This window comes from Peribacillus frigoritolerans (genome assembly GCF_004358755.1).
GTDB lineage: Bacteria > Bacillota > Bacilli > Bacillales > Bacillaceae > Bacillus_P.
In genome coordinates, this window is the sequence record NZ_SMZY01000002.1 from 891373 (window position 1) to 914952 (window position 23580).

General features: G+C 41.4%; 18 protein-coding genes and 1 riboswitch. Of the genes, 7 read left to right on the top strand and 11 right to left on the bottom strand.

Translation table 11 applies throughout. From position 1 onward, the window contains the following. Positions 1-109: 109 nt before the first annotated feature. The 5 genes from E2R53_RS11850 to E2R53_RS11870 form a co-directional block, all read right to left on the bottom strand. Positions 110-1156 carry a LacI family DNA-binding transcriptional regulator gene (locus tag E2R53_RS11850; RefSeq protein WP_133311942.1) on the bottom strand — a complete coding sequence of 349 codons (1047 nt, stop codon included), beginning with the start codon at positions 1154-1156 and terminating at the stop codon, positions 110-112. A gap of 165 nt (positions 1157-1321) precedes the next feature. Then, entirely contained in the window at positions 1322-2860 is a 1539-nt protein-coding gene (locus E2R53_RS11855) for an alpha-amylase family glycosyl hydrolase (RefSeq protein WP_133311943.1), read from the bottom strand. A 122-nt stretch (positions 2861-2982) separates the two neighbouring features. Then, positions 2983-3819: a sugar ABC transporter permease gene (locus E2R53_RS11860; RefSeq protein WP_133312270.1), complete on the bottom strand. Its 837-nt coding sequence runs from the start codon at positions 3817-3819 to the stop codon at positions 2983-2985. After that, positions 3819-5120, bottom strand: coding sequence for a carbohydrate ABC transporter permease (locus E2R53_RS11865; RefSeq protein WP_133311944.1), 1302 nt, complete (start codon positions 5118-5120; stop codon positions 3819-3821). The genes E2R53_RS11860 and E2R53_RS11865 overlap by 1 nt, the downstream gene beginning before the upstream one ends. 202 nt (positions 5121-5322) lie before the next feature. Beyond that, entirely contained in the window at positions 5323-6627 is a 1305-nt protein-coding gene (locus E2R53_RS11870; protein WP_133311945.1) for a sugar ABC transporter substrate-binding protein, read from the bottom strand. A 390-nt stretch (positions 6628-7017) separates the two neighbouring features. Between E2R53_RS11870 and E2R53_RS11875 the strand changes: the two genes are divergently transcribed. Together E2R53_RS11875 and E2R53_RS11880 are read left to right on the top strand one after the other, a co-directional pair. Further along, positions 7018-8787 (top strand): glycoside hydrolase family 13 protein, encoded by a 1770-nt coding sequence (locus E2R53_RS11875; RefSeq protein ID WP_133311946.1) that lies wholly within the window; start codon positions 7018-7020, stop codon positions 8785-8787. Positions 8788-9033: 246 nt separating this feature from the next. Then, the gene (locus tag E2R53_RS11880) at positions 9034-10425 is read left to right on the top strand and encodes an amino acid permease (RefSeq protein WP_133311947.1); all 1392 of its coding nucleotides are present in this window, start codon (positions 9034-9036) and stop codon (positions 10423-10425) included. 52 nt (positions 10426-10477) lie between these two features. Here the strand turns inward: E2R53_RS11880 and E2R53_RS11885 are convergent, their stop codons facing one another. Both E2R53_RS11885 and E2R53_RS11890 read right to left on the bottom strand, forming a co-directional pair. Beyond that, positions 10478-10798 (bottom strand): 2Fe-2S iron-sulfur cluster-binding protein, encoded by a 321-nt coding sequence (locus E2R53_RS11885; RefSeq protein WP_133311948.1) that lies wholly within the window; start codon positions 10796-10798, stop codon positions 10478-10480. A 64-nt stretch (positions 10799-10862) separates the two neighbouring features. Next, positions 10863-11726: a helix-turn-helix transcriptional regulator gene (locus E2R53_RS11890; RefSeq protein ID WP_133311949.1), complete on the bottom strand. Its 864-nt coding sequence runs from the start codon at positions 11724-11726 to the stop codon at positions 10863-10865. A gap of 124 nt (positions 11727-11850) precedes the next feature. Between E2R53_RS11890 and E2R53_RS11895 the strand changes: the two genes are divergently transcribed. The 5 genes from E2R53_RS11895 to E2R53_RS11915 all read left to right on the top strand — a co-directional run bounded on the left by E2R53_RS11895 (position 11851) and on the right by E2R53_RS11915 (position 17982). Beyond that, positions 11851-13212: an MATE family efflux transporter gene (locus tag E2R53_RS11895; protein ID WP_435796790.1), complete on the top strand. Its 1362-nt coding sequence runs from the start codon at positions 11851-11853 to the stop codon at positions 13210-13212. 257 nt (positions 13213-13469) lie between these two features. Continuing rightward, complete coding sequence (locus tag E2R53_RS11900; protein WP_133311951.1) at positions 13470-14759, top strand: ammonium transporter; 1290 nt, start codon at positions 13470-13472, stop codon at positions 14757-14759. Positions 14760-15068: 309 nt separating this feature from the next. Further along, positions 15069-15839: a carotenoid biosynthesis protein gene (locus E2R53_RS11905; RefSeq protein WP_133311952.1), complete on the top strand. Its 771-nt coding sequence runs from the start codon at positions 15069-15071 to the stop codon at positions 15837-15839. Then, entirely contained in the window at positions 15823-16482 is a 660-nt protein-coding gene (locus tag E2R53_RS11910) for a lysophospholipid acyltransferase family protein (protein ID WP_133311953.1), read from the top strand. The genes E2R53_RS11905 and E2R53_RS11910 overlap by 17 nt, the downstream gene beginning before the upstream one ends. A gap of 27 nt (positions 16483-16509) precedes the next feature. After that, the gene (locus E2R53_RS11915) at positions 16510-17982 is read left to right on the top strand and encodes a phytoene desaturase family protein (RefSeq protein ID WP_133311954.1); all 1473 of its coding nucleotides are present in this window, start codon (positions 16510-16512) and stop codon (positions 17980-17982) included. Between the two features lie 118 nt (positions 17983-18100). On the opposite strand, the gene E2R53_RS11920 is transcribed toward E2R53_RS11915, so the two are convergent. The 4 genes from E2R53_RS11920 to E2R53_RS11935 all read right to left on the bottom strand — a co-directional run bounded on the left by E2R53_RS11920 (position 18101) and on the right by E2R53_RS11935 (position 23425). After that, a complete protein-coding gene (locus E2R53_RS11920; RefSeq protein WP_133311955.1) occupies positions 18101-18919 on the bottom strand; it encodes a MetQ/NlpA family ABC transporter substrate-binding protein in 819 nt (272 codons plus the stop codon). Positions 18920-18989: 70 nt separating this feature from the next. Then, positions 18990-19097: riboswitch (SAM riboswitch) on the bottom strand. A gap of 506 nt (positions 19098-19603) precedes the next feature. After that, on the bottom strand, positions 19604-20437 hold the full coding sequence (locus E2R53_RS11925) for a phytoene/squalene synthase family protein (protein ID WP_133311956.1): 834 nt from the start codon (positions 20435-20437) through the stop codon (positions 19604-19606). Then, a complete protein-coding gene (locus E2R53_RS11930) occupies positions 20430-21905 on the bottom strand; it encodes a phytoene desaturase family protein (protein WP_133311957.1) in 1476 nt (491 codons plus the stop codon). Before E2R53_RS11930 ends, E2R53_RS11925 begins: the two co-directional genes overlap by 8 nt. Further along, positions 21902-23425, bottom strand: a complete 1524-nt coding sequence (locus E2R53_RS11935; protein WP_133311958.1) for a phytoene desaturase family protein — start codon at positions 23423-23425, stop codon at positions 21902-21904. The genes E2R53_RS11930 and E2R53_RS11935 overlap by 4 nt, the downstream gene beginning before the upstream one ends. Positions 23426-23580: the final 155 nt, after the last annotated feature.

A 23580-nucleotide genomic window follows, 5' to 3' on the forward strand; every position in this document is an offset into this window, starting at 1 on the left:
GTCTGTTTTTTTGTCATAAACCAGGAATTAGTGGATGCAGCCACTATTTAAGAATTAAATAAAACAATATAAAAAGCCGCCCTGATTCCCCGGGCAGCCTAATTTTGCATCATGCGTGATGCAGCTTTTCTTCTTGTATATATCCCTTGCATGACTGCCTTTTCATAAGCTTATGCGGGATAATGATCCGTTTAATTGGATCGTTAGGATCTTCCACCAGCTGAATCACATGCTTGGCAGCTTCATAGCCTAATTGAAAAATATTAATATCCACAGTAGTAAGCGGCGGTCTTGAAACTTCTGACAGCATCACATTATTAAACGATACAACTGATACGTCATTAGGTACATTTATGCCCATATCATCAAGCATATTCAGAACTCCGAGCGCCATTAAGTCATCGGCTACGACAAGCGCAGTCGGCGGCTCATTCAATTTGAACAATTCCTGAACAGCTGCCTGCCCGCCTTCTTTTAGAAATTGAGCATGCACAATGTAGTCATCACGGTATTCAAGTCCTGCATTTCGAATCGCTTTCTCATACCCTAAAAGGCGTTCAACTGTCACCACAAGCTTAAGATTACCTCCAATAAAAGCAACGCGGTCATGTCCAAGCTCAATCAAATGTTCTGTTACTTCTTTTGCTGCCCGGTAATTATCGTTGTCTACGTGAGTAATTAACTCTACATCCTTAAATGGTTTTCCAACGATTACAAACGGGAAGTTTTTCATAAGCAGGTATTTTGTCAGTTTATCATCTACTTGTGAATACAAGAGAATGATCCCGTCCACCCGTTTTCCTTCAACCATCTGAACGACACCTTCCATAATTTCAGCATCGGTTTCTCCAGTGGACATATGCAGGGCATAATGTTTTTGGTGAGCTCCTTTACTGATGCCGCGGATCACTTCCGGAAAGAAGGGGTTTAAAAAGGCTTTGTCGGCAGAACCCGGAATCACGATTCCAATAGCCTGAGTCGATTGATTTGCAAGACTTCTGGCTATGAAATTCGGATGATATCCAAGCTCAGTCATGGCTTCTCTTACTCGCTCTTTTGTTTTCTCACTTATACGCGGGTTATTAGCAATCACTCTCGATACGGTTGATGGAGCTACATTTGCTAACCTTGCGACATCTTTTATTGTTGCCACAATCCCATCCCTCTCTTACTTTCATCATGTTTGGAGCAGTTTTTTCTCTCCAAATTGAAAAGTCTAATTTAACATACTCTTTTTTAAATAACCACTTTGTAAACGCATTCACTTTGAATCCTTTATAACCAAAGAGAAATCATCTCATTTCTCTTTGGTTCACTGAGCTTAGGATGTCTGCTTCTTTCTTCTGTTCATGTATAGGAATCCTGCAAATACTGCCGGAACTGCCACGAACACACTGATTAACGGCAAGTTGGGGCCAGTTTTTTCCCCAACCTCAAAGATCTCAGCTGTTTCACGGTCGAGAATAAATTCATACTCTCCGTTCTTTTCTTCTGTCATATCGCCTGTAAGCAGTCCGCGCAATTCTTTATTTTCTTCAAGCGCTTTTGCCGGGATAACGGCGTTTATTGATTCAGCGGAATTATTTAACGCAATAACAGTCATTTCATTCTTATATGTTCTTTTAAGGATGGTCATTCCTTTTTCATCATATAAAACGTCCATTTCTCCGCGTCTTAAAGAAGGAAATTCAGAGCGGATCTTTCCAAGCTTTGACACATACTTGATGAGATCTTCATTGGCACGGAAATTCATCATCCGGCGATTGTCCGGATCATTGCCGCCGTCCATCGCAATCTCTGTGCCATAGTACACGATTGGCATGCCAGGTGCTGAATACATGTATGCAAGAGCCATCTTCAGCCGGGTAACCGGATTTTGATTATTCGCAATGGCTTTCCGTGTAAAACGTTCATTATCATGATTATCTATAAAATTGCCTAAAACATAAGGATCTTTATAAAGAATTTGATTGCGTTTAAACACGTTGGCAAGCATTCCTGGCGATCCCCCTGCATTCGAAAACACTTTAGATGCATCATTATAAAAAGGATAATCAACGACCGAATCAAGGCCTGCTTCCGTATAACCCGATACGTAGCGAGGATCTTTATCCCAAACTTCGCCCATCAAGAAGAAATCTTTTTTCACTGATTTTACTTCTTTTGAAAATTCCTCCCAAAAGGCTTTAGGAACGTGGCGAACAGTGTCCAGTCTATAACCGTCGATGTCTGTTTCCGTAATCCACCATTTGGCAGCATCCATTAAATAGGCTTTCGTTTCAGGATTTTCAGTGTTTAAATCCGGCAAGCCAAACAGCCAGCCATTTTCTACTTCCTCTTGATTTTGCCAGTTGGCAATATCCTTCTTTTCATGAAACCAGTCTTTCTTTTCAGGATCATTCAGCCATGGATGCTTATAGCCCGTATGATTGACAACAAAATCAAGCATGACCTTCATATCCCGTTTGTGCGCTTCTTTTACAAGCGTTTTAAAGTCCTCGAGTGATCCAAAGTTTTCATCCACGTTTTTAAAATCACGAATCCAATACCCGTGATAGCCGCCTTCTTCATTATCAAAGACCGGAGTCAGCCAAATAGAAGTAAACCCCATTTCCTGAATGTAATCCAGTTTATCGATAATCCCTTGAAGATCTCCGCCGTGATATGCCTTCGGATCTTTGGGATCTGCTTCAAAATCGTTGCTTGTATCGCCATTATTGAAGCGGTCAATCATAATAAAATACATGCTTTCATCTTGCCACGATCGTTCTTCCTTCTCTTGTGCCCGAACAGTGTTTACTGAAAAACCTGAGAGAAGGAAAAAAGGGATGATCAGTACTTGTAGTATACGTTTAAACATCCCTCTGCCCCCCTTAGTGCGTAATAGCTGTCCCGTCTCCATATAAGCGGATTCGAGACAGCTTTACGTATAAGACTATTAAACTATGTCTGTTAATTCAAGATGAAATCGATTTCCGACTCTTATCCTTTATTCGCTCCAGCCGTTAATCCTTCAACAATATATTTTTGGAAAAGCAAGAATAGAATGGTGATTGGAACTGCTACTAGAACCGCTCCGGCTGCGAACGTTGTAAATTGAGTGCTCGTTCTGCCCGTTACGAATTCAAATAGACCAACTGCAAGTGTTTTGTTATCGTTTGAACGAAGGATCAGACGGGCGAAGATAAAGTCCATCCAAGGTCCGATAAAGTTATTTACAGCAATAAATACTAAGATAGGCTTTGACAATGGCATCATGATTTTAAAGAAAATCGTAGTATGACTGGCACCGTCCATTTTTGCTGCTTCTTCTAAGCTTCTTGGAAGACCATCAAAGTATCCTTTAACAAGCCATGCTCCAAACGGAATCGATCCGCCAGCATACACTAAGATAAGACCCCAGTGATTGTCCAATAATCCGATTTGAAGAAGTAAAATGTAGATTGCAATCATTCCCATGAAGCTTGGGAACATTTGCAGGACAAGCATCGCCATTAACCCCTGTTTGCGGCCCGGAAAACGGAAGCGTGAAAACGCATATGCTGCTGTTACAACAAGGAATGTTGAAATTACCATGTTGAAGAATGCAATTTTAAACGTGTTTTTGTACCATGTTAAATATTTTGTTTCCTCAAATAGATAACGGTAGTGATCAAGACTTAAAGCTTCTGGAATAAGCTTTGTTGCAAACAGTGAATCCCCTGGATTTAATGACCCGATCAGGATGAAATAGACAGGATACAATACAAGAATCGCTGTTATGATCAATATGGCGTATATAAAGCCAACGACGAGTTTATCAGTTAATTTTTTATTCATCATGACATCATATCCTCTTCCTTGAATGCTTTTGTTTTTCTGAAGTTCCAGATAGAAAGAGTTGCTACTACGATAAAGATTAAGATCGATACGACAGAAGCTGTAGCAAATTGACTTTGTTCAAGCGTCATTTTATAAATCCAGCTGATCAGGATATCCGTTGATCCGGCATAGCTGTAATTCACGTTAACAGGATTCCCTTGAGTTAATAGATAGATAATGTTGAAGTTATTGAAGTTCCCTGCAAAGCTCATGATAAGGAGAGGAGCGGTTGAGAACATAACGATCGGCATAGTAATCTTCCAGAACTTGCTCCAAGGCGTTGCTCCGTCAACATCTGCCGCTTCAAACATTTCTTTATCAATTGTCGTCATAACACCGCTCATCAGAACCATCCAGAACGGGAATCCAAACCACATATTTACTGTTACAAGCGTAACTTTTGCCCACATTGGATCTGACAGCCAAGGAATAGCTTCAAGACCAAGTGCTTTAATATATTGATTCAGCGGCCCAAATTCACCGTTGAAAATATTTCTGAAAATCAAGATGCTGACAAATTGCGGAATCGCCCATGGCAGAATGTAAATACTGCGCCATAAACGCTTTAGCTTAATGCCTTTATGATTGATCAGAACAGCAAAGATCAATCCAAGGAAGAACGTAGTCGCTGTTGATAAAATTGCCCATAAGACCGTCCAGCCAAAAACTCCGTAGAACGTTGTGCTCCATGTTTTTAATTGGAAAAGGTTTAAGAACGTATCAAATCCTACCCAATCCACCAAAGCCTTTGGGGGCAGATGATTTGGACCTGAATAGTTTGTAAATGCAATCATAACTCCAAATAACAGAGGAAGAATCGTTAAAAACATTGTAAACAGAATAGATGGTGTTAAAAGGATGTAAGGGAACCCATTTTCCCATACATTTATCAGGGTTTGTTTTGCTGTATTAGGCTTGATGCCGCGCTCGCGCATTTTGCCTACTTTATATGCATCACGAACGTTTAAGTAGTAAACCCAGATGAAAAGCAGGAAGGAGATTAAGAAAATGATTCCTTCGATCATTAAGAATATGGAGTGATCGCCTTGCACGACTGTAAATCCATTTCTTGTCTGCGGGGTGTCGCCCAGTGATGTTAAGCCCCACATTGCATATCTGAACGGCAAAGACCAGAATACCAAAAGGTAAACTTCTAAAAGAATAAATAAAATTCCTTTGAGATATTGACGGTGGTAGATCTGTCCAAGCCCCATTAGTAAAAACGATAGTAATGCACCTATTCTAGCTGGTCCGCGCATTATGCCAGGCCTCCTCACGTTGATTGAAAGTTGTGAAATTTTTCTTGCTTAATACCCCATTGTCCCTTTGCTGTCCCCATTTACGGGCAGTTAGCCTGCACCTCTGTCCCATGCATTCTATCCGCATAGAGGTAGAGGCTGCTGCCTGCCAATAAAGGATAAAAGTTGAGCCAATACCAAAGGTATCGGCTCAGACTGACTATTACTTCGTTTGTGAAGAGATAGCATCCTCAATTTGCTGAAGTGCTGCGTCAAGTGCCTTTTTAGGTTCAGTTCCGTCGTTCCACATTGTTGTATAAGCAGTTTCCATTGGTCCCCATACAGATTGCATTTCAGGGATGTTTGGCATTGGAAGTGCTGATTCAGCCTGCTCAAGGAATGCAGAAGCAACTTCGTCATTTTGGATAGCATCGCTTTCAATCAATTCAGTTTGAGGAGGAAGCTGTCCAGTCATTTCAAAGCGTTTTTCAAGCATTTCTGTGCTTGTAGCGAATTGTGCTAAAAGAGTAGCAGCTTTAGGATACTTAGAGTAAGAGTTTACATAGTAAGCTTTGATTCCAGAGAAACTTTTTGGAGTTTCGCCGTTATCTAATTTAGGAAGCGGAGCAATACCGAAGTTGATGCCTGCTTCTTCATGGTTTTTGATATCCCATGGACCAGAGATGCGGTACATTAATTTGTTATCGTTAAAGAAAGAACTGATTAAGTCACCAGTAATATCTTCTTTTTTCAATGGAAGAAGTTCTTTGTTCATGCGCTGCATGAATTCACCTGATTTAACAGCGCCTTCGTTGTTGATTCCAAGATCAGTAGCATCTGTGTTGTCGTTTCCGAAAATGTATCCGCCGTATCCAGCGAAGAATGCATGTGCAAAGTAGAAGTTTGCAGGCTCCATCATAAAGCCGTATTTGCCGTCTCCAGCAAATTCTTTAGACTGCTCAAAAATTTCGTCAAACGTTTCTGCAGGCTTGTCCACTAAATCTTTGTTGTAATAAAGTGCGTATGTTTCAATTGCCATAGGAAATCCGTAAAGAGTAGATTCGCCGCCTTCTTCAGTGTAAGAAGTACCGCTGATAGCAGCTGGCAGGAATTTTTCTTTATACTCGTCAGCTAAAACGTTTTCATAAATAAGACCAGCTTTTACCATGTTTCCTACGTGGTCATGAGGTGCGTGGAATACGTCTGCGCCAAGTCCAGCAGGACCGTCAACTTCAAGTTTGCCGGCAGCGTCAGTGTGGTTTACTTCTTGAACCTCAACCGGAATGTCGTATTTCTTTGTGAATTCTTCTGCTACCATAGTTGCCCACTCAGCTTCTGAGTCTGCATTATCCCAAAGAACCAGCTTTGCGCCTTCTTCAGGAGTTAAATCTACTGCTTCTTCTGTCTTTTTACCGCCCTCTTTGTCGCCGCCTTCTGTTTTTGCCGGCTCTGAGCTGCTAGGCTTGCTGCACGCAACCATAACAAACATCAGTAATGCAATGAGAGATAAAGATAAAATCTTTCTCATAATTTCCCCACCTTTTATTTTGTTGTAATCTATTTCATTGTACTTAGTGCCCGTGGCAATCCGCACAACTGAAACCAAAGTCTCATAGTTTAAAAGTGAAAACGCTTCCTATCATTCTCAAAAAAAAGGGTGAGTGATTTGTGAGAACAATTGTGCAAACGTTTTCCCTATTAACTAATTTTTATTTTAAGTTTGCCAGAATTAAAAGTCAATATATTTTTATAATTTAATGCAAACGTTTTCCTGATGTTTTATAATGAGTTCATATTCTATAATTTGGCGATTCACGGTGATCAATAGAATAGGATGATAGTCACACCTTTTAAATCAGCTTATTCCTGCCATTTCACCGCTGTACCACAATTCAACTAATGAAAGAGAGTGAACAACTTGTTAAAAGAAGCAATCTATCACCGCCCCAAAAATCAATTTGCCTATGCTTATGATGAAAAAACCATGCACCTCAGGCTTCGCACAAAAAAGAATGATGCTGACGCTGTCAGTCTGATTCATGGCGATCCATATGAATGGAGCGAAAAAGGCTGGCAATTCAAACTTGAACCGATGCATAAAAGCGGTTCGGACGAGCTGTTTGATTACTGGTTTGCAGCTGTTGAACCAGAATACCGCCGGATGCGTTACGGATTTGAGCTGTCTTCCGGAGACGAAAAGCTTATATATACGGAAAAAGGGTTTATGAATGAAATCACAACTGATGACACTGCCCCTTATTTTGCCTTTCCTTTTTTGAACAAGGCCGATGTTTTTAAAGCACCTGAATGGGTCAAGGATACAGTCTGGTATCAAATTTTCCCTGAACGATTTGCAAACGGTGATTCTTCCATTAATCCAGAAGGCACATTGGACTGGGGCAGCACGGAGCCGACGAGCGGCAATTTCTTTGGCGGGGATTTTGAAGGCGTAATCAAAAATATCGATTATCTGAAAGAATTAGGGATAAGCGGTCTTTATTTCACACCCGTTTTTAAAGCGTATTCCAATCACAAATATGACACGATCGATTACATGGAGCTCGATCCTCAATTTGGCGATAAAGAGACGTTTAGACGACTTGTGCAAACGTGTCATGAAAACGGAATTAAAATCATGCTTGATGCGGTATTCAATCACAGCGGCTATTACTTCCCCCAATTTCAGGATGTACTCGAACATGGAATGGATTCCAAGTATAAAGACTGGTTCCATATTCATCAGTTTCCGCTTAAAAATGAAGATGATACATTAAACTATGATGCATTCGCTTTCGTCGAGAGCATGCCGAAACTGAATACGGAGCATCCTGAAGTAAAGGAGTACTTGCTTGAAGTAGGGCGTTACTGGGTTCGCGAGTTTGACATTGACGGATGGAGACTGGATGTTGCAAATGAAGTAGATCATCAATTCTGGCGTGAATTCAGACTGGCTGTCCGGGCAGAAAAAGAAGATGTTTATATATTAGGTGAAATCTGGCATGATTCGATGCCATGGCTTTTGGGAGATCAGTTTGATGCCGTTATGAACTATCCGTTTACAACAGGGACAATGAATTTTATTGCTGGTGATAAAGTACGGGCTCAGGAATTCGTGAATATTATGGAAAGCGTCCTCCACTCTTATCCGAAAAACGTCAATGAAGTGGCTTTCAATTTACTCGGAAGCCATGATACACCGCGCATTTTAAATACAGCGAATCACTCCAAGGCAAAACTTAAGCTGCTGTTTGCCTACCAGTTAAGCTTTATCGGTACGCCCTGCATTTATTATGGAGATGAAATCGGCATGGACGGGGAACAGGATCCAGGCTGCCGCAAATGCATGATCTGGGAGGAGGACAAGCAGGACCGCGAGCTTTTCAATTATGTGAAAAAGCTGATTGGCCTCCGCAAGCAATATCCTGTATTCGGCAATGGAGGAGATATTACATTTGTCGAAGCAAACGATGAAACCAATCATGTTATTTTTACAAAACAGAACGAAGCACAAAAAATGATTGCAGTCCTTAATAATTCAGAAACCGAGTTAACTGCAGCTCTTCCTTTTGATTTAGAAGATAAAAAATTAATCGACTTACTGACAGGCAAAGAATATGCTGCACATGCAAAAAAACTTACAGTTGACGTCCCGCCTTACGAAATGGCATTTTACTTAATAGAAAATTAATGCATCACCAGGTAAAAATCATCATGATTTTTGCCTTTTTTTCTTTTCCTATTGAAATACTAGACTTTATTAAGAATATTTTACTATATTAATATATTTGATTTCCAGCGATTCTTTTGCTATGATTTTATCAATTATCACCTTGATGAATGAATGCTATTCACTATCCATTAAGTTTTATTTTTTCAATATCTTTTGAAAGCGTTCACATTCATCTGCAGCTTTAACAATAGGAGGATTAAAAAAATGAATAAAAACAACCAAGAACTGCAGCGGGGACTTGAACCAAGACATATTTCCCTTATGTCTCTGGGAGCTGCTATCGGAGTAGGGCTGTTTTACGGTTCTGCAAAGGCGATTCAAATGGCAGGTCCGGGAATTCTGCTTGCGTATGCGTTTAGCGGAATGATTATGTTCTTTATTATGAGAGCACTTGGCGAAATGGCCGTTCATAATCCTGTGGCTGGTTCATTCAGCAGATATGCCCGGAACTATTTAGGGCCGCTCGCTGGCTATATAACAGGGTGGAACTACTGGTTCTTATGGGTGATTACATGCATGGCTGAAATAACTGCAGTAGGAATCTATATGGAATTCTGGTATCCAGATGTTGAAAGATGGATCTGGGCGCTGGCTGCACTTGTCATAATGACAACGGTCAATTTTCTGGCTGTAAAGTTTTTCGGAGAATTAGAATTTTGGTTTGCCATGATTAAAATTGTTGCTATTGTTTTCATGATTGTTGTTGGATTCGGAATGATTCTGTTCGGATTCGGGAACGGCGGTGCAGCGACAGGCATCAGCAACTTATGGGAAAATGGAGGATTCTTCCCTAACGGCTTTTCAGGTGTCCTGATGTCCCTCCAAATGGTTATGTTTGCTTATCTCGGCATTGAGCTTATTGGAGTTACAGCAGGGGAAGTAAAGAATCCGGAAAAAACGTTAACAAAAGCAATCGATACTGTTTTTTGGAGAATTCTTATTTTCTACGTAGGCGCACTGTTTGTTATTATGTCCATTTATCCTTGGGATCAAATTGGAACACAAGGAAGTCCATTCGTTTTAACCTTTGAAAAAATCGGAATACCAGCAGCAGCAGGCATTATTAACTTCGTTGTTTTAACTGCTGCATTATCATCATGTAATGGCGGAATTTTCAGTACAGGACGGATGCTGTTTAACCTTGCTCAACAGGGTGAGGCGCCAAAATCTTTTGAAAAACTTACAAAAGGCGGCGTTCCTGGTTTTGCCATCATGGCAACAGGAGGAGCTTTACTGATTGGTGTTATATTAAACTATTTAGTTCCTGAGAAAGTCTTTATGTATGTAACAAGCATCTCGACATTTGGCGCGATATGGACTTGGTCAATGATTCTGCTTTCTCAGCTGAAGTTCCGTAAATCACTGAAACCTGGAGAAGCGAAGAAGTTAAAATACAAACTTCCGCTATTTCCTTTCACATCATATCTTTCACTTGCATTTCTTGTGCTGGTGGTTGGGCTTATGGCATTTTTCCCGGATACGAGAATTGCACTTATTGTTGGACCTGCATGGATTCTGCTTCTAGTCGGAATTTATTTCGGCAAGGGGTTTCATAAAAAGAATGATAAGAATTATGCTAATCAAAAAATCAGTTAACGATTAAGAAAGAAGGCAGGCTGTTAATCAGCCTGCCTTCTTTTTTAATCAATTATTCTTCAGGACGCGGTCCTGCATCAATGCCCCTGCTCTCGACTGTCATAATCGGCCTGCAGGTGATGTCGCCATTCACGCGGATTTGGCACGATAACCGCAAATGGTCCTCCACACCTTTTTCAGCAAAAGCATTTTTCTCTGCATTTGTAACATCTTCAAAATCACCTTCGAGGATTTCGACCCGGCAGGATGTGCATTTTGCTTTTCCCCCGCAGCGGTGCAGAATATCAATTCCGTTATCCTCAAGTGCAAGTACCAGTTTTCTTCCCATTTCGGCCTCAAACGACCCTTTTCCCGGAACGTGTATTTTCGGCATTTCAATCTCCTCCATTACAATTTAGTATCAGCCTGACCTATTACCGGCCATTCTAATCCAATCTTTATTTCTTTCTTGATACTATCTTTCGATACTCAAGCGGCGAAACCCCTTCCAAACGTTTAAAAATTTTTGTAAAGTAAGCAGCATCAAAAATTCCGACTTCTTTTGCGATTGAGGAAATTTTGTGGTCAGCCGTTCTGAGCAGCCGCTTAGCCTGCTCCATCCGGTATTGATTTAAGTACTGAACAGGTGTCACTCCCATCGTTTTCTGCATGCACCGGGTAATGTAATCGGGGTGAAAGTGCAGTTCTCTCGCGAAGTCCTCCATTTTAATTTCTTCTTTGTAATGCTTTCTTAAAAATCTGAGTGTTTCCTCCACTACTTTTTCGGCAGCGCTTGGAATTTGCAGCGACTCTTTTTGCAGATGAAGAATCAATTCTTCAAAGTAAATCTGCTGTCTTAACGGATAATCTGGAGTCTGGTGATTCATGAGGACCAGATTATCAAAGATCTTTTCGACAAAATCTTTATGTATGCATTCCCCAAAAGCAGGAATTTTAAAATGGAATCTGGACGGCTCTACGAAATCTCCATCAACAGTCTGCACCTCCGACCAGTTTTCATTTCCTTGATCATGAAGGGAAAAAGCTCCTGCCATTTTAAAATGAGTCCAGAAAACTCTTGTATCTTTCCCGCAGCTTTTATGGCCATAATGCTCAAGACCAGGGATTAATATCAGATATTGTCCCTCTCTAATCGTAAATGATCGTTCATGCTCAGTCATATAAAGCACTCCTGACTGAACATAGATAAGGTCAAACACAGTGAAAACACGTTTAAAATGTTTGGTTCCTTTTTTAAAAATGGCATCCCCTCCTTTAATAAAAACAGGAAATGGAGGAATATCAAAACCGATGTACGTCATACTGTCCTCCTTTTTTCAGGTCGTATATTTACAAAAATGATCGTAATCATCTCTTTTTATTATATAAGATCCTCTGTAAACTAGTAATGATTTTATATGTGTTTTACAGAAGGGAATGTCCGGTTTGACTCAAAAATTAAAAGATCGAAAATTGACATTATTTGCTCTTACATGGCCGATTTTCATAGAATTATTTTTACATATGCTGATGGGAAATGCCGATACCCTTATGCTAAGCCAATACTCCGATGAATCTGTAGCCGCAGTAGGCGTTGCCAATCAGATATTGAATGTGCTTATTGTGATGTTCGGCTTTATTGCAACCGGCACAATTGTGCTGATCACACAAAATATCGGGGCAGGCAACCGCAAGAGCGCGCTTGAGATTTCTCAAGTCTCCATAGCAGCCAATCTGATCCTCGGGATTGTCATCGGCCTGATTGTCATTGTGTTCAGCGAAGCCATGCTGAATATGATGAACCTTCCGGCCTCACTCCTTCCGGAAGCGGATTTATACCTTCGTTTAGTAGGAGGCTTATGCTTTATCCAGGCTTTGATCATGACAATCGGAGCGATTTTAAAAAGCTACGGCTTCACAAAAGATACGATGTACATTACGATCGGAATGAATATACTGAATGTCATCGGCAACTACATTTTTATCTTTGGTCCATTCGGATTGCCGGTACTGGGCGTCGAAGGTGTTGCCATCTCGACTGTCGCATCCAGGTTCATCGGATTGATTGCCATTTCATATTTGCTCATAAAAAGGATTTCTTTTGAAACAAAATTGCAGGATGTATTTAAACTGCCGGCTGCACATCTTAAAAACCTGCTGAAAATCGGTGTTCCTTCAGCTGGCGAACATTTATCATACAATGGATCTCAAATCGTCATCACAGTCTTCATTACAATGCTTGGCGCCGAAGCACTGACAACAAAAGTGTACGCTCAGAACCTGATGATGTTCATCTTCCTCTTCAGTTTAGCCATCAGCCAGGGAAATCAAATCCTTGTTGGACAAATGGCAGGTGCCAGAGAATACAGCAAAGCATATGAACGATGCATGAAATCTTTGTACTGGGGAATTGGAATGTCTGCTGTTATCGCAATCTTATTCAGCATTTTCACAGATAGCTTGTTTGGCATTTTTACAGAAAATCAGGAAATTCTGCAAATTGGTGCATCCCTGATGCTGCTGACGATTATTCTTGAACCAGGCAGAGCGTTTAACCTGATTATTATCAGCGCTCTGAGAGCAGCAGGCGATGTTAAGTTTCCAGTTTATATGGGTATTTTATCCATGTGGGGCGTCAGCGTCCCGCTCGCTTATCTATTAGGCATTCATTTTGAACTTGGTCTTGCAGGAATTTGGATGGCTTTTATCGCAGATGAGTGGCTAAGGGGAGTCTTGATGCTGATTCGCTGGAAGTCAAAAGTGTGGGTGAACAAAGGATTTATTTTACAATCAAATGCTGTTTCCTAAACCTGGCTTATACAGTCAGGTTTTTTATGTAAGATACATTAACACAAAAAGAAAGCGCTTCATTTATTTGTAGTCTGTTAGTCCTAAATTTTTTTATTTTAAATTTTCGGAAAAATACTTGATTTCTGCATATTCATGCCATATGATAATAAACATAACAACAAGTGTTATATTACCTAACATCATTTCAGATCTTCTCTCTGTCTTTGGTCTTATTTACTTCTTACTTGCCAACTAAAAAGAAGGAGCGTGTTTTTATGGATGCTGTAGTGTTAATGGACAATTTGTGGGTCATTATTGCAGGTATACTGGTATTGCTTATGCAAGGAGGCTTTATATTACTTGAAGCCGGCTCTACCCGAATGAAAAATGCCGGCCATATCGCCGGCAAGACAATCTTTACAATCGGAATTGCTTCTCTTGTTTTCTGGGCTGTCGGCTATGGGTTTATTTATGGAGATGGAAATAAATTTATCGGCTTATCAAGTTTCTTTTATGGTGACGCATCCCCTGCTGATGGCGGATTAACAACATCCGTTGATTTCTTTTTCCAGCTGGCATTTGCAGCCATTGCATTGACTATTGCCTTTGGGGGCTTTGCAGAACGTGCTAAATTATCTGCTTACGTGATTTTCGCTGTTTTATTCTCAGCTCTTGTTTATCCTGTCGTCGCACACTGGATCTGGGGTGCCGGCTGGCTGAAGGATTTAGGCAAGCAGGACTTTGCAGGCTCGACTGTTGTTCATTTAACTGGTGCTATGGCAGCACTTGCAGCAACAATTGTCTTAAAACCAAGGCTTGGAAAATACGGGAAAGACGGAACTATGAATCAATTGTCTGGCCACAACCAAGTATACACAGCTTTAGGTGTTTTGATTCTATGGGTTGGATGGTTTGGTTTTAATGCTGGAAGCACATTCGGAGTGTCTGACGGATTCTTTGGCTATGTAGCATTAAACACTCAGCTTGCCGCTGCTGCAGGTGCAGTCGCTGCAATGATTGTGGTTCGCATGATGACAGGAAAAGCAGATGTTCCAACAACTTTGAATGGTGCACTTGCTGGTCTTGTAGCCATAACAGCGTCATGTGCGTTTGTTGCTCCCTGGGCAGCGGTTGTTATTGGATTAGTCGGAGGAATCATTGTCTACTTCAGCATGAAGCTATTTGATAAAGCCAAAATTGATGATCCGATTTTCGCCTTGTCTGTTCATGGTGCTGCAGGAGTCTGGGGAACTTTATCAACCGGATTCTTTGCAACTCCTGAGCTTGCAGAACGAAACGGCGGTTTAGCAGGATTATTCTACGGCGGAGGCTTCACTCAGCTTGGGGTTCAAGCGATTGGCATCCTATCATGCGCTGCTTATGCGTTTGTCATTTCCTACATTATCTTGAAAGTGATGAAGCAAGTAATGGGCACAATCCGTGTAACGGAAGAAGAAGAAATGATCGGGCTGGATATGAGTGAGCACGGAAGCTACGGCTATCCGGAATCATTCGCTGAAGCACAAGAAAGCAGTTCATATAAGAAAAGCGCAAGCGCCCGTTAAGCGCAGGCAGACAGATAAGGAACCGCCAATAAAGGCTCTTTTTGCCAATACTTTCGGATCCGTTTGGCCAAGGAGGTGAGCGATGAGCTAGACATCGAAGCGCAAAACTTCCTATATTAAAAATCCACAGCCTAAAAAGTAAATCAGAACGGTCCGTTTTGAGAAAACAGACTGAAAGGAAGCAGGCAATAGAGTCCGGTTGTGACTTTATTGCCTGTTTCTTATTGTTTAAATGAAAGGCACAGCGCATGTATTCTTGTGAATCACACCCCTGTCTCCTATAATCAAGGTAGAGAGAGGTGCGAAAAAATGAAACTCGATCAATCCATCTATTATTTTTTTCTTTTTTGGTATGCATGCGGGGTTATTTTGCTTAGCTTTGATATTCTTCCTCCTGCCCTTGAATGGGCAAATGTCGTCTTTTTGATTGCAGCGGGGATCATCGGCGGCATTTATTTTATCCGCTCCTACGGCCGGACGAAAGGACTTGCCATATCAGCACTAATCGTGTTTTTTTCCATTTTTGCTGAACATCTTGGGGTAGAGTACGGAATTTTGTTCGGAGATTATTATTATACTCAGGATTTTGGTCCGAAGCTGATTGGCGTACCAATTGCAATCGGATTTGCATGGCTGATGGTTATTGCTTCTTCGCATGCCCTGGCAAAAGTCATTGCTTACAATCAAAATGTCATCCTATACGTGCTGACGGGATCATTTCTTGCAGTCCTGATGGATTTAATCATTGATCCAGTAGCTTATGAGGTAAAAGAATATTGGGTCTGGCAGGCTGAAAGCTTCTATTACAATATTCCCTTTTCAAATTTTGCAGGCTGGTTTATCGTGGCATTCATTCTTCACTTTGCCATCTACCTTATCGTACATAAAGAAATTACAACCTATAATCTTTGGCACAGCAGAATGATTCTTGTTTTCGGATTGATTCAGGCTATGTTTATCTTACTTGCGCTGATTAATCAGCTTTGGCTTGCCGTCATTATGACAGCTTCGCTTACAGCCATTGCTTTGGCAGGCTATTATCTTTCACTAAAGAGGTTTAGACATGATCGGAGCCGCTAAAAATCCATATTTTGAAAAACTCTTTTTCATCTATAATCGCATGCTGTTTAAACGTCATTTTAACGGGATCTATACGGACAGCTGTGCAAACATTCCCGATCAGGCCGTGATTTGCATGAATCACAGCACATGGTGGGACGGATTGCTGCTTTTTCATTGCAATCAGGCTAAGCTAAAACACGACATTTATATTATGATGCATGAAAAGGGGCTCATCCAGTTCCCATTCTTTAAAAAGTTAGGTGCTTTCTCCGTTAACCGCGATAAACCTAAAGACATTGTGCTTTCTCTTCAATATGCAAATACGAAGCTCGGTGAAAACAAGTCCGTCTGCCTGTTTCCTCAGGGCGATGAAAAGCACATTGAGAAAAGGCCGCTCGGATTCTTGCCAGGCGCCATTTCCCTGCTTGAGAAAAATAAAGAGATCCCCATCTTGCCTGTGCTGTTTTTCTACTCATTTGGCAATCAAAAAAAACAGGATATTTTCGTCCGGATCTTGCCTCCCCTGTTTTATGATCAGCTTGATGGAAACACTCGCAAGGAAAAAAACGAACATTTCGAATGTTTCTTTACAAAAGAACTGGATGTTTTAAAACAGCAGGTCATGAATCAAGATACAAAGAACTTCGTTAATATATTATAGCTTTCAGTGTCAGAAAGGACGTTACGTATGAAAAAAGCGGTCATTATAGGAGCGGGCTTAGGCGGATTATCCGCTGCAATCACACTTGCAAGCCGAGGATTCAAGGTGGACGTATTCGAGAAAAACAGTCACGCCGGCGGAAAATTGATGCCGGTAGATCTTGGAGACTATCATTTTGATTTCGGCCCAAATACGATTACAATGCCGCAAGTGTTTGAGCGTGTTTTTTCAATTGCCGGCGAAAAGATGCAGGACTATATCGAAATGATAAAGCTTGATGTTCATACAAGGAATGCGTTCGAAAACGGCGCCGTGTTTGATTTTACAAGCCGGGCGGCAGCCATGAAAAAACAGCTTGAGACAGCAGATCCATTTGCTGCAGAGCATTATGATTCGTTTTTAGAAGAGATTACAAGACTCTACAAATTGTCAGAAACCCATTTTTTTCCTAAGATGTTCGAATCCTTTACAGACTATTTGTCTCCTTCTCTCGGAACTGCTCTTCTCAAGGTAAGACCGCTTGAATCCATGCACCATTTTTTCAGCCGCTATTTTAAGAATCCTGATATTATAAAAGCATTTGACCGTTATGCGACTTACATTGGCTCCTCACCCTATATTTCACCTGCCACATTCGCTATGATTGCCTATTTGGAACTTTTACAGGGAGTCTTTTATGTCAAAGGCGGCAATGTAAAAATGGCTGAAGCTTATTTGACAATAGCTGAGAAACTTGGGGTTCAGTTTCATTTTAACAGTGAAGTTATGAAAATAGATGTTGAAAACAAGCGCGCGAGCTGCGCAATGCTTTCAGACGGACAGCGAATTACGGCAGATGAATTTGTTATGAATGCTGACTTGCTTGAAGCTTATCCAAATCTCGTCCGCGAACAGGATCGGCCAAATTTCACCACAGGTAAACGCGACCGTTACCAGCCGTCCATCTCAGCATTCGTCATACTGGCAGGATTAACGATTCGCAATCCGCAATTGCTTCACCATAATGTCTTTTTTTCAGAAGACTATGAAACAGAGTTCCGTGAATTGTTTTCAGATCATCAATATAGCGAAACTCCTACCATCTATATCAGTAATTCTTCCTATAGTGACCGAACTGTTTCCCCGCATGGAGACAACCTGTTTATCCTTGTCAATGCTCCTGCGCTGACTAAAGAAGGCACGCTTGTTATTCACGAAGAAGAGTACAAAGAACGAATTTATGATCTATTGGAAAAAAAAGGCGTGCAAATTCGCGGACATCTTGCATGTGAGCGCATCATTACTCCGCTTGAGATATCAAAAACGTTTGGGGCCTACCGCGGGGCATTGTATGGTATATCTGCCAACAGGAAAATAGATGCTTTTCTTCGCCCCAGCAACTTTGCAAAGGATATTAAAAATCTCTCCTTCGTAGGCGGAAGCACGCATCCAGGAGGCGGATCGCCTATGGTGACGTTAAGCGGAATCAATGTTGGTGAGGCTTTAGCAAAAAGATATTGAACGGCTTTATGAAAGAGGCGCTGTCCAAAAAGTCATTTTTTACTGACTTATTGGACAGCCCCTCCTTTTGGACCTTGCCCCATCAAAAGTGGCAGCACTACAGAGAGCTCTTTTCTCTCTATTGCTTCTGTTCCATCCATTCAGGCTTTTCGAATCCTTCAAAATCTTTATCAATTGCTTTTTCAAATCCCGCAGATTGAACAACTTCCTTAATATCTTCAGCAATCTCTGAATCTGCATCTTTCGTATTCATTACGACACGGTTGCGGTGCACATCATTCATAGCCTCCAGCTGAACTGCGTCTGCAAGATTCATTTTCGCAGCTAAAGCAAAATTTCCCGGTACTGCGGACAAATCTGTATCCTCCACTGCTCTCGGCAATTGGGCAGCTTCTACAGGAACGAATGTTAATTTTTTCGGATTTTTGGTCACATCTTTTTCAGATACCTGGATTGGGCTCACGTCTTCATTCAGCTCGACTAATCCGCCATCTTTCAAGATCTGAAGAGCACGCGCAGCATTCGTCGGATCATTTGGAATGGCAACAGTTGCGCCCTCCTTCACTTCACCGAGTGATTTGACTTTATTAGAATAAATCCCCATTGGAGCAGTAGGCACTGTAATCACTTCAGATAAATCCAATTTGCTTTGTTTTGCGAAAGTTTCCATATAGATTTTATGCTGAAACAAATTGGCATCAAGCTCATCATTGCCCAGCGCCTGATTTGGCTGGATGTAATCATTGAATTGAACAACCTCAACGTCGTAGCCTTTTTGTTCAAGCCCCGGTTTGATAGCCAGTTCAACCATGTCTGTGTAAGGTCCTGCTGAAGCTCCTATTTTAATGCTTTTCTTTTCTCCTTCTGCTCCTTCTGCACCGCAAGCAGATAAGACTCCCATAACTAGTACAATAAGTGCTAAAACGAATTTTTTCATTCTTTCTCCTCCTATTTTCCCACACAAAAAAATTCCCCTTTCATTCAGAAAGAGGAATCGTATGTATGACGACTTATCTTCCAGAATGAACAATCATTCTGCAGGATTTAGCACCGTTCCATTTAAGGAGGTTGCCGGACTTCGCAGGGCCTGTTCCCTCAGTCTCTCTTGATAAGCAAGCTATTAAATTTGAATAATGTAATCTTAAACTGTATATTCCAATCTGTCAATCACTATTTTAGAATAATCAAAATAGTGAGATTAAAAACCGCCAAAACCACCGTCCCGATGAAGACGGTGGTTCAGCTATCAGGTCAGCTGCTTTTGCTGCACTTTACCCTTTGACCCTGACCGAGTTTGTGCTGTTAAACTGCTTTTACTGCACTTTACCCTTAATACCTGACCGAGTTTGTACTGCTAAACTGCTTTTACTGCACTTTCCCCTTAATACCTGACCGAGTTTGTACTGCTAAACTGCTTTTACTGCACTTTCCCCTTAATACCAGACCAAGTTTGTGCTGCTAAACTGCTTTTACTGCACTTTTCGCTTAATACCAGACCAAGTTTGTGCTGCTAAACTGCTTTTACTGCACTTTACCCTTAATACCCCACCAAGTTTGTGCTGCTGACTGCGTATACAGCACCAGCCTCATAGGTTCTGGCTGCCGCAGTGCCAATTCAGAATCAGATCTGCGATAGTATGGCATGTTTTTCTTCATTCGACACAAAATTCCGCTCTCCGAAAACATCGTAGTCATTCAGACGGATTTTGTTAAGTATGGCTCTGTAAAAGTGTCCGGCTGCTTTTACAGGGGCGCGAGCATGGATAGGATACTCATTCATTGTCAGCATCGCTGTATCATACTGTTTCTCCGCTTCTGCGGCAAGATGCTCCCATACACTGATGAATTCTGGAGTAACGGTCTGCTTCTGCAGATCCATCTCAGTCAGGTGATGCTTTTGCATAATATCTTTTGGGAGATAAATCCGGTCTCGTCCAAGATCCTCACCGATGTCACGGAGGATATTCGTCAGCTGCATGCCAAGTCCGAGTGCAATCGCCCCTTCTCTAAGAACCGCTATCTTTCTAGGCGCCAAAATGGGCAGAAGCATTAGACCGACAGTGCTTGCTACGTGATAAGAATAGTCCAGCACTTCGTCCATAGAGTGATAGCGGATTTTCACAAGGTCCATACCCTGTCCTTTTATCATATCCCGGAAGGCCTGAATATCCATTTCATATTGTTTGAATGTATCGTGAAGGGCAACCCACATAAAGTTTTCATGAGAAAAACTGCCTTTTAGAAAACCTTCGAATTCTTCCTGAAATTCCCTGAGCTCTTCTTTAGGTTTTTTTCCTTCATCAACGATATCATCTACGATTCTGCAAAAAGCATATACTGCCCAGACAGCTTTCCTCTTTTTAGAGGGAAGGAGGGAAAAAGCTTTATAGAAAGTTTTAGAATGATGCTGAATGACTTCTTCACATTGTTTATAGGCAAGGTTTAAATCAACCACTCAAACTCACTCCTTCACTCTCTTTGTTCTCATGATCTGACAGGATGGCTGATACCATCAATTTCGCCCCCTGCATCACAATCGGCACACCGCCTCCCGGATGAATGGATGCTCCCGCTGCATATACATTTGACAGCTTCGAAGGCTTTACCTGGGGTCTGAAAACGCCTGATTGGAATAAGGAAGGCGCAATGCCAAAGCTTCCTCCCTGAAATAGACCTTCCATCTCTTTATCTTCAGGTGTACGCACCTTCATCCATTGAATGGATTCTCTGAGTCCAGGGAACCCCCGCTCCTCAAGCTGACCGATCATTTTTTCGATAAAGCTCTTTTGTTCCTTCCAATTGATGCTGCTTCCGGAAGGAACGGGAATTAACGCATAGAGCACTCCATGACCTTCAGGTGCAAGCGAAGGATCGATTACAGAAGGATGAAATGCATAAAAGGACGGATCTGAAGGAACTTCTTTAGTAACAAAAATTTCTTTCATATGCTGATTAAAATCTGAACCCATAAAAAACTGATGAACAAGTGCATCCTTGTATACTTTGTTTAAGCCGAAATAAAGCATGACGCAGCTTGATGACGGCGTATAGTTTCGGGGCGGCATTGATTCTTGTGCAATCAGCTTGGATGCTCCGGGAAAATCTCCATTTAAAACAAAGGAATCTGCTTTTATCACATTGCCGTTAACAATTAGTCCCTCTGCTTTTTCGCCGTCTGATAAAACTCTTTCAACATTCGCGTTCTTTACAATTTCTACACCCTGTTTTAAAAGTTCTTTTTCTAAAACGGTGACAAGGCTTGCATAACCGCCTTTTAAATAATAGATTCCATGCTGATGCTCGCTGAATGAGATGAGTGAGTACAGAGCGGGAGAATCAAGAGGATTGCCGCCTATATACAGCGTCTGAAGAGAGTAAGCCTGCCTGATCTTTTCATCCTGAAAATAAGCTTTGAGTGAGTTATTCACTGATTTATAAGCCTTCAGCTGCATAAGCGTCTGCAAGTTATGCCGCGTCCAGAACGTGCGCTTGTCATGAAATGACTTCTCAAGGAATTTTGACTTTCCAAGCTGAAACCGAATCTCCATATCTTTCATAAACGTTCGGAACCCGTCTTCATTTCCGGGAAAATTTTCGCTTATTTCCTGAAGCTGGCGTTCTGCAGAATTGTATTTCGTATAAGACGCACCATCTTTAAACTGCAGTTTATACAATGGATTAATATTAATTAATTCGTACTGATCATCTGATACTCCTGCCTCTTGCAGAATCTCCGTGAGCATTTCAGGCAAAAGGACAATCGTCGGTCCTTCATCGATCCTGTATCCTTGTTCCTCTACAAAAGCTAACCTGCCGCCAAGCTTGTTCCTTTTTTCAAAGATCGTGACATCATATCCGTGTTTCCTGAGCATCAGCGCTGATATCAGACCGCCGATCCCGCCGCCCGCAATCGCTATTTTCATAGTGCATTCCCCAATTTCTTTTCAGATTTTAAAGATACAGGATGACTTGTTTCCTTCATGAGGGCATTGGTTGTAATCCGTGCTGATTCCAATATGGTGGGAAGCCCGCTGCCGGGATGCGTCCCTCCCCCCACCAGCCAGCAATGATTCAGCTCTTCAAACTTGTTGTGCGGTCTGAGAACCATCATTTGCGTCAGCTGATGTCCTAAATTAAACGTTGCACCTTTGTATACGAGAATGTCTTCCTCCCAATTTTTCGGAGTTATGATTTTTTCCGTTTCAATATGAGCTCTCAAGTTTTTAAATTGCGTCTTTTTCTCAATTGTTTCAAACACCAAATCTCTGAACGAATCCTGATGTTTTTCCCAGTCAATTCCGCTGAAATTATTAGGAACCGGGGCAAGAATGTATAAGGCAGACTTGCCATCGGGTGCAAGTGTGTCATCAGTCACGCTGGCGTTTTGGATGTAGATGGATGGATCCCCTGACATCTTGAGCGTTTTTGTAATTTCTTCCACATTATTCTTATAGTCTTCTGAGAAAATAATCGAATGGTGAGGAAGATCATATTTCTTATCAAGTCCAAGATAGATCATGAAAGTCGAGCAGGAATATTTCTTCTTTTCCAGCTTTTCTTTTGAAAACTTTCTCAAGATGCCTGGGTCCACTAAATTGGACATTACGTGGGCAAAATCGCCATTAATGACTACTTCGTCCGCATGAACTGCTGTTCCGTCCTCTAAAATTATTCCTTTTACATCCTTTTTCTCGACCCATAGTTTTTTGACTCCTGTGCCGAGATGAAGCCTTCCCCCGTATTCTTCAAGCACCTTTCCCATCGCTTTTGACAGCTGATTTACTCCGCCTCTTGGATGGAATATTCCGTATTCATGTTCCATAAAGGATAGGATTGAAAATGCTCCCGGGCAGTCCCACGGCGACATGCCAAGGTACTTCGACTGAAAGGTAAACGCGTATTTGACTCTTTCATCCTGAAAATAATTGGAGAGTACATCGTATAAAGATTTCGTAACCGTAAGCTGTGGAAGCGCCTTAATGACCTTCCAGCTCATATAGTGGTGAAAACGGTCCATCTTGCTTTGAAGAATCGGGGTCAGAGCAGCCATTTTTTTTCGTGTATCATTCATAAATTTGAAGTAGCCCTTCCCGTCTCCAGGTGAAAACTCTTCTAATCTCTTGACCATTTCATCTGAATTTCTCGTCATTTTTAAAGAACGATCATCAAAGATCAATTCATACATTTCTTCTAGTTCAATCATGTCCATATAATCATGAAGGTTTCTGCCTGCTGAAGCAAAAATCTCTTCAGCAATATGGATCATGCTCAGAAAGGTTGGCCCCATATCAAATGTGAATCCGTCCATTTCAATAGAGGCGTTGCGTCCTCCCACATATGGCTGTTTTTCATAAACGTCTACTTGGTACCCCTGACTGGCCAAGTTCATGGCAGCTGCCAAGCCGCCAGGTCCTGCACCGATGACTATGATTTTTTTAGCCATGTTTTACTCCTCCTAAATACTATACAATACTTATACAAACATTATACAATTCACTTTATTAAAACACAATTAATATGGTGTTCTAAGTAGTAAATATCTTTCCCAAAAGAAAACGAACTCAATAGCTTTTCAGATCAATTCATTTAAAAATATGG

Coding starts and splice junctions, on each gene's coding strand:
- E2R53_RS11880 (WP_133311947.1), top strand. CDS start 9,034: ATGAATAAAAACAACCAAGAACTGCAGCGGGGACTTGAACCAAGACAT.
- E2R53_RS11870 (WP_133311945.1), bottom strand. CDS start 6,627: ATGAGAAAGATTTTATCTTTATCTCTCATTGCATTACTGATGTTTGTT.
- E2R53_RS11855 (WP_133311943.1), bottom strand. CDS start 2,860: ATGTTTAAACGTATACTACAAGTACTGATCATCCCTTTTTTCCTTCTC.
- E2R53_RS11890 (WP_133311949.1), bottom strand. CDS start 11,726: ATGACGTACATCGGTTTTGATATTCCTCCATTTCCTGTTTTTATTAAA.
- E2R53_RS11885 (WP_133311948.1), bottom strand. CDS start 10,798: ATGCCGAAAATACACGTTCCGGGAAAAGGGTCGTTTGAGGCCGAAATG.
- E2R53_RS11935 (WP_133311958.1), bottom strand. CDS start 23,425: ATGGCTAAAAAAATCATAGTCATCGGTGCAGGACCTGGCGGCTTGGCA.
- E2R53_RS11900 (WP_133311951.1), top strand. CDS start 13,470: ATGGATGCTGTAGTGTTAATGGACAATTTGTGGGTCATTATTGCAGGT.
- E2R53_RS11930 (WP_133311957.1), bottom strand. CDS start 21,905: ATGAAAATAGCGATTGCGGGCGGCGGGATCGGCGGTCTGATATCAGCG.
- E2R53_RS11920 (WP_133311955.1), bottom strand. CDS start 18,919: ATGAAAAAATTCGTTTTAGCACTTATTGTACTAGTTATGGGAGTCTTA.
- E2R53_RS11865 (WP_133311944.1), bottom strand. CDS start 5,120: ATGCGCGGACCAGCTAGAATAGGTGCATTACTATCGTTTTTACTAATG.
- E2R53_RS11905 (WP_133311952.1), top strand. CDS start 15,069: ATGAAACTCGATCAATCCATCTATTATTTTTTTCTTTTTTGGTATGCA.
- E2R53_RS11860 (WP_133312270.1), bottom strand. CDS start 3,819: ATGAATAAAAAATTAACTGATAAACTCGTCGTTGGCTTTATATACGCC.
- E2R53_RS11910 (WP_133311953.1), top strand. CDS start 15,823: ATGATCGGAGCCGCTAAAAATCCATATTTTGAAAAACTCTTTTTCATC.
- E2R53_RS11915 (WP_133311954.1), top strand. CDS start 16,510: ATGAAAAAAGCGGTCATTATAGGAGCGGGCTTAGGCGGATTATCCGCT.